At 52.1% G+C, this 11,397-nt stretch carries 2 protein-coding genes; both read right to left on the bottom strand.

The window, feature by feature from the left end:
* On the bottom strand, nucleotides 1-4,968 hold a 4,968-nt coding region (locus tag LW884_06050; protein MCE3007894.1), incomplete at its 3' end, for a hypothetical protein.
* A 270-nt stretch (nucleotides 4,969-5,238) separates the two neighbouring features.
* On the bottom strand, nucleotides 5,239-11,394 hold the full coding sequence (locus tag LW884_06045; protein MCE3007893.1) for a hypothetical protein: 6,156 nt from the start codon (nucleotides 11,392-11,394) through the stop codon (nucleotides 5,239-5,241).
* Nucleotides 11,395-11,397 lie beyond the last annotated feature (3 nt).

The following is an 11,397-nucleotide window of genomic DNA, read 5'->3' as shown; positions in this document are numbered from 1 at the left end:
GTAGGTGGTGGCGGCTACGCGGTTTCGGGTGTGTGTGGGGCTGATGCCGAGGGTGGGTGTGTGTGGGTGGGGTGTGTCGTACCAGAGGCGGGTTATCTCTACGCGGCTGGTTAGCTGGGCGAGGATGGGGCTGTAGGTGGGCAGGGTGGTGCCGCTGTAGTGCAGGTAGGGGTCTTGCTGTGGGCTTGGGTTGGCTATCAGGCTGCGTAGGCTGGCTAGCTGTGCCGTGGTGGTGGGTGTGGGTGTGGGCAGGGAGGTGGGTATGCGCAGCTCTCCGGCCTCGGTTACTCGGTTCAGGTGGTCGTAGAGGCTGTAGCTTACTACCTGTGTGTGTGTGTGGCTGGTGTCGCTCTCCAGGCGCTGGTCTGCGTCCTGGCTCATGAGTATGCGGCCCAGGCGGTCGTACCAGTAGCGTACGGTGCCTCCGTCGGGTGTGGTTTGGCTGGTTATCTGGTTCAGGCTGTTGTAGGTATAGGTGGTGGCGAGGGCGTGGTTTTTGTGGTACTGGGGCTGGGTGGTGCCGGGGGGTGTGTGCAGGGGTAGGTCGGTGCGTATGGCCTCGGGTGGCAGGGTTTTTACGAGGTTTCCGGCCTGGTCGTAGTAGTATAGGGTTACCTGGTAGATGGGTGGTGCGGGGCTGGTGCCTGGGGTGCGGGTGGCGGTAAAGGCTTCGGCCTGGCGTACGTTATTGAGGCACCGCTGTGCGAAGTTGTACTTGAACTCTCGGCGTACTCGGTCGTAGTAGGCAATGAGGGCGAGGCTGTCGTTGGTGCGTCGGGTTCGTTCGTCGGCCTCGCACGGGCAGGTATCTTCGGGGAGGGTGAAGGGCTCGGGGCACAGTTTATCCTGGGGGCCTGGGCTGGAGCCGAGGTAGCGCATGTACTGGCCGAAGCTGAAGGCGCTGCCGAGGCGCACGTTCATGTAGTTGGCAAAGATGGGTTCGAACCAGAGTACCTGGCTGGGGTTGGCCAGGGTGTAGTAGGGCTCGGTGGCGGTGGTGGTAAAGGTGGATAGGCCGATGGAGGCTGCGTAGGTGTTGTAGGCTTCCCTTGCGGTGGTTATTTCCTGTAGGCCTCGGCATTCGTCGCAGGCTATCTGTGCGGGTACTAGCAGGGGTGGCTTGCTGGCGTCGGCGCAGGTGCTGCGGCCCTGGCACTGGCAGTACAGCTGCTCGATGAGGTCGAGAGGCAGTGTGTAGCTTCCGGGCTTTAGGCGGTGAATGTAGGAGCGGATGTAGTCTTTGTCGGTGCCGGGGTAGTTTTGCTGCTGTTCGGGGGTTTTGGCGTTCCAGTCAGCCAGTGCCTGGTTGAGGAGGTCGCAGGCGCATTGGTCTGCTGGCTTTAGTTCTGCGCCGGGCGCGGGGTAGCTGTAGCCTGGGTATGCGGGTGTGTTTGAGAGGTATAGTGCGCACTTTACGGGGCTGTGTGCCAGCCCGTTGGCGGCCAGCATGCTGGCTAGTACGGTGGCGAAGTCTCGGTCTTGTGCGGGGTCTTTTCGGTAGCCGTAGAAGCGGGTTCCGGTGCATCCGGTCTTGCAGATGCTTACCCATGCCTGCTTTATCTGTGCCAGGATGTTCTGCTCCCGTGCTTCGTCTTCCAGGTCGTACACGGGCTGCAGGCAGTCGGCATAGTCTATTAGCCAGCTTTCGGCTCCGGCCTCGCAGCCGGCGTTGCATAGTCCGCCGTCGGCAATGTTTCCGGCTTCATCCTCGGCGTTTTCCTCTTGTAGTTGCTGATACAAGTTTGAGGTCTCATGCTTCAGTATTCGGCGAAGTCTGCGTCCGCCCAGGGGGTTGGCCACCGATCCGTAGAGGGCTTCTTCGGTCAGGGCTCCATCGGTGCCCAGGGCGAGGCGGGCAAATTGTCCATTTTGCTTGCAGCGCTCCATCGCATCCCGCTTTATGGAGAGGTAAATGCCTCTGAACTGCTGCCAGAGCATGTCTCGCTCTTCAGCAGTAGTAGTCGCCTGGTCACCAAAGCCCGGGCCGCTGCTCAGGCAGTGGTTCATTTCCGCCTGGCTGTTCATTGCAGCGCATCTTCTGTGAATGGCCAGCGCAAACTCCCAAATGTCGAGACCTAGGGCAGGCACGTAGTCGGTGAACCTGTCTTCCAGTGTTGCCTTCATCCCACATACCGCCTCCAGTGCCGGGCTTATGATGGGGTCGGTGGCAGGCGTACCGGCACCCGGGCTGGTGCCAGCGGGCGCACTACTCAGGCCAAGCGGGTTCAGAAACCCCTGGCTAAGGGCCTCGGCATAGCTATCGGTTTGCTGCATTCGTTCATCGTAGGCGAGGGCAGCGTCCACGGTTTTCATCCAGCGGTAGTGGTTATACTCGGGGTGCTGGTACACAAAGAGGTAGGCAAAGGCGTACTGCCAGTTATTCCGAATCTGATCAGAGGTAAGTGTGTCGGCCACACTGCCCCAGGAAGCATGGTCGCCAGGGGGCCGGCCGGCAGCTGTAAGGTAAGTAGTGTAAAACTGATGCCGCACAAGATTGATAAAGCTGGCATCGCAGGTTACCAACGCTGGGTTTAGGTCATTGAGCTCTATAAACTCGGCTTTTACCTCATCCGGTATAATCATGTAGCGTGCCTTGCCGGTCGCATCAAACTCATCTCTCAGAAGGCCGTTGGCAGTTGGCACGCACCCGTCGGCCGTAAGCACATTTGCCCAGTATCTGGGAATATTCGAATAGCTTGGGTTTAGCAGCTCGACTGGTACATTACCCAGTTCATTTGGTCCCTGGATATTCGCATTGGGTGTGAAAATTGACAGCCTGCTGGCAGCCAAGTCTTCTTGAGAAGGGTTAAGTACAGGAAGCTCGCCGAACTGCCCGGTGGGCGACACATCTCCTAGCAGGGTGAAGAACACTGCTTCCGCCGGACTTTGGTCTACCACGCGCGGTTCTAATCCTTCACAGCAGGCACAAGCGTCGGGTAGCGGGCAGGCGGTGGGTGCAGGCGGATTCAGGCAACCCGGGCTATTGATCAGATCCAGGCTATATTGCTCAATTACGTTCAGGTCCAGATAGAGGCGCTTTTCTACCGAATAACTACCCCGAGGAAGGACGATACCGGGGAAAGACAGGTGTAGCGCTCTGCCCTGCGTATAGCAGCCCGTACAGCCCGTGCAGGCAGTACCCCCCAGGCTACAACTTGTATTGGGGGTGCCCAGGGCTTCGCCATTGTCATCCTGTGGCGTAACCACATAGGGCGCAGGGCAGCTCTGGCCCGACGTGCACAGGTAATTGGTGCCGCAGTCGTCTACAATGGATAGCTCGATACGCGAGAAAACACAGGAGGGACAGAAGTCGCAGCTGGCACAGGTGGGATCAGGGCCCAGGTTGTATTTATCTACGATTTCCTCGAAGTCCAGCTCATAGGCAAAATCGTAGCTCTCCTGCTCCGACACCACCAGCAGGGTATAGGCCGATTCTATATACTCATTATTTCGTACTTCATTTTGTGTTAACACATTCCGGCTAGGCTCCGGTATGGCGTTTTGGTTATAAACGGGGTCCAGATTCCCGGGAGCATCTCCGGTTAGGCCAGTGGCGATGGTTTGCCCACGCATATTTTCATAGGCCACCGAGGCTACTCCGTTGGGGTCAAAAGTTACGGTCTTGAAATAATGTTCAGCATTACCAACCTGATCGCCAAAAAGACGCTCAAGCTCAAAGGCCGGAGCAGGCCCATACATGTAGCTAACTTCATGATTACTCCCAAGCCGATGAGCCTTCCCTACCCCACTCTGCCGCTTTATCCGCCCTGTATTGTCTGGCATATACTCTACTTGGCGGTAGGGGTATCCCTCCGCATCGGGCACAAAGCTCTGAAAACTCGGTACCCCCGCATCCTCAAAAGGGGTGAGGGTATTGGCGCTTGAGTAATACCGCCCGGCACCCGACTGGGTGCCAAGGCCCTGGGCCTGCACCGCACAGCTTACCGGCTCCCCTTCCGGTGCGGGGGTATCAAGGTCAAAATCATCCTTGCCAAGCGTACTGCCCCCCGTATTTCGCGTAAAGCCATCGTAGTACTGCACCACCGAGCTAATGGAAGCCGCTCCGGTGCCCGTGGTCATGGCCGGCGAGGGCAGAATGCTAAGGGCCGGGCGGCCCATATAGTCGTAGTAAGTTTCGGATACCAGTGCAATATCCTTGTCATTGTCCTGCGCTACCACCTGCCGGGTACGCATTGTTCCGTCGTAGTATTCTATGGCCGATTTATGCTTGGCATCCTCTGCAAAAGTGGTAGATGCTTTCCAGTTCAGGCTGGGCTCGTGGGCCCAGGTGTCAAATATCTTCAGAAGAGCACTACAGGCAGCGGGTTGTATTACCTGAGTGTCGTACGGGTTTTGCAGACTACCCTTCGTAGACAGAGACCAGGGGTAAACGGTAGAGAAATTAGGGCTCCAGAATCCTATCCTTCTGTATCTGACAACAACATAGCCCGACTCATATAAACAGGGAATCTCATATTCATTGCCCGATAGCCTGACCCGGGTAGCATTTTTTGAAAAATCATAGGGTATATATCCATTCATCGCGTATTTAGGCCTCCTGCTACCATCCGGGTTATAGCTAAAATCATTGATATAGATCCATTCCAGCTCATAATACTCGGTAGCATTAAGTAGGCCCGGGTCTGTAACACCATTGTCGAGCAGAAAGGTAATCGTCCGTCCAGCTGGGTTATAGTTCAACTTAAGGCAATACATTTGTGGCTGACCGGAACTCAAAAAATGAGTGGCTTCTATGTCCGTAATATCGGCCTCCAGCAGCAGGTTTGGATAGGGTGCCCCACCGGTCAGTACCCCCTCTACCCATATCTCCAGCTTCTTTGCACCAGCTGATAAGATTACATCCTCATCCACAACCTCCGCGCCACTAGCATCATAGGCAATAATAAGCGTATCGCGCCTGCTACTAACGGCACCATTTTCTGCTGTAGAATAAATCTGAACCAGCACACTACACCGGTAGCTCGCTACCTCTCCAGCAGTGTAAGCATGGTCTACCGAAAGCCTCAGTTTACCATTAGATCGGACACCATTGTTGTGGGGTCCCACCAGGTTTCGCGCTATCACGAGCCTGGCACCCGGTACAATTTCGCTCCCCTTTAGCCCGGCGGTAAGGTCGGGATAACTCTTTGCATACGAGGAAGAGGTAAGGAAAAGACCCAGGCCAATTATTAGTAGCCCTGTCAATGCGGTGCAGTATCTCCGGTAGAATTGCATGCGCTACTTCTTTGAAAGGTTTGTACGGCTCTCCTGAACGGTATAGATCCCCTCTTCCGTCTCCCTTCTTATCCGTACCAGCATGCCTTCTTCATCGTAGTCAAAGAAAGTGGCGTAGTTCCGATTATCCAGCTCTGCCAACAAGCGCAGCGTATGCGGATCATAAACATAAGTCTTTACCTCTGCATCATACGGAGCAATCCGGAAATCATCAAAAAACGTACCACCCGAATTCATTCCAGCTACTGGAATGCAACCAAGGGTGATCCCAACTTTATCATTCACAGAAAAATCCATCGGAATTTCAACCACACCCTCAATTCGTTGCCAGCCATCTATAGGGTTTCCTGTTGGATGAAAAGTATCAAGTACTCTTACACTATTGCCGGCATCTCTTATATCAACGATTAATCTCGAACTATTTGGAAAAAAAACATTCCCTTCGAAATTACCCGACGTAGTTGTAAGAGCCCAAACACTTATAACGTACTTCTCACCAGGTCGAACCGCAAATTGTCCATTACAATCCGGACATTCAGAAAAGCTACTTTGAATGTCCGACTCGGTGCCAGCTATGACTCTGGGCACATAGTCACGTGAAGAATAAGGTATCTCGAAACGCACGCCGGGGGCATGCTGTACAACCCCTAAAGAATACCTGCCTGTGTGAGCAGCATGATCGTCTAGAGCAAAAAGCGGGGTAGAATTTGCTATACTTAGAGGAAGACTAAGCTGCCGCCTTATGGGGCAACTACCCCGCTTAACCTTAAAATAACGATCCGCCTGAAACACATCCTCAAAACCCTCCACCCCCAGCTGCCTGTGCGCTGCGTTGGTAGCTACCGCCACCGGCAGCGTATTGTTAAATCCATACACCGCACTGGAATATCGGCCAAGTGCATCCCGGTTCTCTATCTCTGCCCCATGCAGATTCACCCGGGTTACCTCCGAGTTTTGAATCCACTTTTCTGAACCGGTAGGCGCAATGCTGGTATGATTGACCCGCTGATACTTCCAGAAAGGTTGATAATCAACAAAAACGCCATCTCTTTGAATATCCTGATTGGACGACACCCGCTGATCCAGAAAAGTGTGGGTATATACCTGCCGCCAGTTACCACGCAGGCCCCGGTAGTAGGGATTGCCCACCGGAGCCAGTCTATCGTCCGGGTACACTTTGCCATGCAGTGTATTCCAGTCTGTACAGCAGTCTACCGGCCATCGATCCGTATACTCTACTGCCGAAGCATTGAGTACCTGATTCGGATCCAGGTTTAGGCGCCCGCCTTGCAGGGGATTTACATTCAGGGTAGAGAATGTAGCGACGGGTGCACCAGCCATATTACGCCTGCCAGAGCGCAACACCTGTAATCTGGCAGACCCACTTATGGGGAAGAAGAAAGGGTGTCCCGCCTCATCCACCAGCTTTATGGAATTAGTTGCGGCCACTACATCCACCACCCAGGCACGCCGGTACAGCTCCCCTGCCGTAAAGCCCAGCTCGTCACCCTCCGTAAAAATCTGGTTTAGCTGCACATCTTTGCCCGGCCACAGATCGTCCTTATCTATAAATCCGTTTGTGACGCTACCAGCCAGTGTGGCCTCTACCCCCTGGCTCTTATAGGCCTGCCCCATACCATTGTAGGCCCAGTGGGCAGGCATGGTAAATGAGTATATCTCGTCGTCAAACTCATTCTGCACCGAAGTAAGCAGCACGGCACCTGTTTCCGAATCATAGGCCTGGTTTCGGGTAACCACCGTCGAGGCCTCCTGCGTGGCTTCTACCCGCTCCAATATGCCCATGCGGCGCACCACCTTGGTGGTGGTGTAGAAACCCGCATCGGTAACCACCTTTGAGCCGCTCGATAAAATAGTGCCCCATGCCACGACTATAATGACTACGGGGAACGCGCCGGCATTCACAGGATAGCTGCCCGATAACAGCTCGGAATGGCTATATCGCTTATCATGATATACCTCCACATCTACACCAAGCAGCGCCTGACTCGCATTCCCTAGCGGATCAATAACAGTTACCAGGTTTTCCAGCTGACCGGCTCTTTGGCCCGTGCCTGTCTTATAGTGGTAACTTACCTTCGACAACTGCTTGCCCGCGTTGCTATATTCTGTCTGCGCACGCATTTTGCCATGCATGTCATTTAGCTCTACATAAAAACCCTGACTCATCGCAACCCGATGCGTGGACTCAACGCCATTAGGCTTACGCTGTATCGACTTATTTCCATCCGGTGTTTTTTCCAGATCGGTATACGCCCATTGGGTAGGAAAATCTTTGGCCGTATAGAACTCCGTTATCGTGTATCCATCCCCATGGCTATAGAAATCAGGCTTATCCGCTGGACGTAACGTACGTGTGCGCACCTGGGAATACCCTACTTGGGCGGATGGGAAAAAGGATTCCCCCACTGGGGTCTCCTTGTAGTGTCCCTGGTCGGGTACCAGCTTATATATATCTTTCTGGGCAATAGGTTGGCGCCAGGGGTTCTCTTCATTACCCACCATGGGCTCATACAGGGCTACCCCACTGCTTACCTTTAATGTTTTCTGCCCAGACGTAGCAAATGGATCTGGTATCTCCATATCGTAGAAAAATTCCTGCCCATAGGTTGCCTTATCTGCCGGAACTTGGCTGCCGGTCATAGAGTCCCAGTTATCCACCACCTCTATCTTCTTTACTCTGCATCCACCTCCATATTTGGTACCGAGTGGTGAATACAATCGGATCCAAGAGGCAGCAGGATTAAAAATTCTGCTAAATCCTTTCCGATGAAAAACGCGATTTCTATCCTTAAAAAGATCCAGGACATCAGGAATTTTATTTGCGATATTCGCTATCAATCCAATCACATCCCCATCATTAAACTGAGTCGGAAAAACCGCCTTTGGATTGTGCAAGTAGGCATAATTCCATCCGGCCCTGGCCATTGGTTGTACCTCTCCCCTTCCCGCCTCTTTATCCTTTATGGGTACAGGCTTCACATGCAGGTAGGCATAGTCTTCATTGCTCGGACATATGCCAATGACATTGAAAGAATTAACCTGAGCATAACCCGTTACATCTTCATTAGAGGCTGCACCGGGAATATGACCCAGCATCATCCTGAAATGAAAATACAAGTCCCTGATATCTCTCAAATATGCTTTTCTTAAAATCTCATTCTTTTCTTCTATACCCAGTTGACTATTTTGCTGAAAATACTGGCGAAGATCATCATCTATCTTAAATACAAGGTAGTTTCTATTTGCCCTCCCCGCTGAGTATAATTCTCCTCTATGCTCCCATGGATAATCAGGATTGGTAGATACGCCTTCTATCCTTATCATCTGCATCGCAGCCTTGTCCTGCACATAGCCATAGGTATCCGCCTCATAATCAACTTTTAGAGTTCCTCCCGATGGAAGTTCTATGCGGGTAAGACACCAGGCACTAGTATACACATCAGCCCACCGCTTGTTCGTACCGGCTTCTACTTGTCTTGCCCAATCTTGATCTACATACGGAAAATCATTGGGAAGTAAACCACCCGAAACCAGGTTCAAGGGTTTGTAGCTTGTCCAGCGATCAATAGCCAATGGAGTGTAATCCGGATTCAGGCCCTCATACTGAAAGGCATAGCGATTTGCCCTTCCCTTTTCGGACTTATCATACGTAAACCAGAGCCGCTTCAGGGTGAGCTTACCTCCGCCGTTTTCGTTCGTATTTGGTATCCCCCTGCACAACGAATAGTCATACTCAAAGTGTACAGTCTTCAGGGGTATCGCGCTCTGAATACCACTTTTTTGTATATCCTTCTTGGCATACAGAAGAATTTTGTCCAGTTTATAGGAATGAGTACCCAGGCTAGGACTGATTGGATATTCACCAGAAGCTCCCCGACCGTCCACTCTTTCAGAAATCATAAATACGGCCACATGGTTGCGGCTTTCAATAGAATGTACGTACCACTGCTCCTTTACGCCATATAGATAGGTGCCCCGGTTGTCGTCCGGGTCGGAAAGGTTGCCTTCCATAAAGGTGGCCCGGTAAAAGGGCATACGCCACGCTTGGTTGCTGTCAATTTTTGAATAGTTAAATTTGGTGTAATTGCCCAGATCATCCTCCGTGGGCCCATCGCCGGTCAGGTCTTGATAATCATTAGACAAGACCGCGGTAAGCAAATAAGCATACGCATAGCCCGGGGTGGTAGTGCTATAGAAAAAATGATCCTTGCCGGACCTATTACCCGTACTGGCCTCTTCTTGACTATACCAAACCCGACCACCTGTAGAATCGGGGGTACGGCCCCTGGAAACAGAAAAGGCAACCTCCCGCTGAGTCACATTATAGGCCGGAAGCCCATATACATAGAGGGTACCATCGGTACGGGTTGCTGTATATTCTGTTATATGGTGCGGTTTTCGTCCATTAAAAGATTTTCTATCCCAGGTTACGCTCCTTTGTATATTTCCGTTTGTCCCTATTGCAAAAGCATTAGGCTGATAAACAGACAATTCTTTTTCGAGCGCAAAAGTTGCATCCTGGGCTTTTAGCCAGGTCAAGGTCTCGTTTCTTCGCTCTCGATTAGTGCGATAGGTAGGAGCCGTAGCATCAGCACCCGCCATATATCTTTCAGTTCCTATTGATGCAGAGAAGCCGCCGGATGTTAGCTTAATCTTGTTCGAACTATAATTCAGCCCACCCTGCGCACGCAGAAAAGGATCCTGTGGATTCAGTACCGTGGGCTCTGCATAAGACTTAAAATAAAAGGGCTCATAGTTAGCGGCCTGAGCCTCCCCCAAACTTCTAAAGGAATAAGTAAGTGCCGCTCTGTTCTGAGGCCCTACCCAGGGCCCGGTCTCACTAAAAGTATTCGAAAAATTAAGATCCGCACCAAACTGTACACCGCCACCTATCCCCGCCTCGCCTCCAAGGTCTATACTGGTTCCGGAGCTCTTAACCTTTGGATCATATAGGGTACCTATCTCGCTACGATACGGGCGAAATGTCCCAGAATAGCCCTGCCCACTTACCTGATACAAATCATGTGTAAAACTGGGAACGGAAAGCAAAGGCGTTTCCTTGATAACAGAACCATCCTTTTCACGATTAATATCGAGCAAACTTTCTTCATCCTCGGTTGCATTCTGAACGTTGAAATATCCATATCCCTTTACGCTACGCCTCGGATACTTAATCTCAGTTTTAGACTTGTATCCGTTTACGCCGCCGGATATAAACACAGGTCCAATCTCGCCACCTGCCGCAGCAGACAAATTTACATAGGATGTTTTTGTCGGAAACATTAACTGAGGAACGTGGGTAGGAGAACCAGTAGGTAATAAAATGCCCGCAGGTGTTGTTCCAAATATTGTATTTATAAAGGGGTTAAGATTAGCATACTGAAGACCGTTTCGCGAGTTCACACCAATACCAAAGCCGTCCCTGCTTCCCGTCAGGGCACCCAGGAGGCTTCTTCCTATTTCTCCAGATACACCTATTGATCCATCTATGTTAACACCCTCTTCCTGTGTATCCAAAGTAATACCCAGGCCAGTCTGAATACCAATCACACCAGCAGCCTTGTTATCCTGATCCTTCACCGTCGCACTCAGTGAAAGATTGGCCCCAAGTCCCACGGCTAACCCTAAACCTCTTTGACTATCACTGTAAACACTTGCCCGAGCAGATCCCCCTAGCCCTAGCCCCTTAGATCCAAAAACCTCAACTGAAAAAGTAGGGCCTCCACCCACTCGTGTTTGTTCCTTAAAGCTATGCTCGTATTGAATCTCATCTCCATCAAATTCATCGGGCAGGCCACGCATCTGGCGGGTAATGGATCCCGGATTCAGGCTCCAGCCCAGCCCCACCCAACTAGCCTCTTGCTCCATGCTGATGCCAGCCTGGTAATTCAGCGTGAGTGGATAACCATCAATGTCAAGAAGATGAATGTTGTAGCTAAAGTCACCGGTAAATGGGTCTACCATTTCGCCGCCCCCACCCACTGGGCTCCAGCTTTCGGGCTGGGCAGGCCCAGACGTCAATCCGTAGGCAGACACGGGGATAACCACCTCGAGCAGTATAACAGCACACAGGATAGAGGCCGTTAGTCGGATCGGCAGTTTACGCGACTTTCCGTATTTGGTAGTAAACAGGTGCATATC

Source organism: Bacteroidota bacterium, from assembly GCA_021300195.1.
Taxonomy (GTDB): Bacteria; Bacteroidota; Bacteroidia; order J057; family JAJTIE01; genus JAJTIE01.
This window is presented reverse-complemented; position numbering and strand designations above follow the sequence as displayed.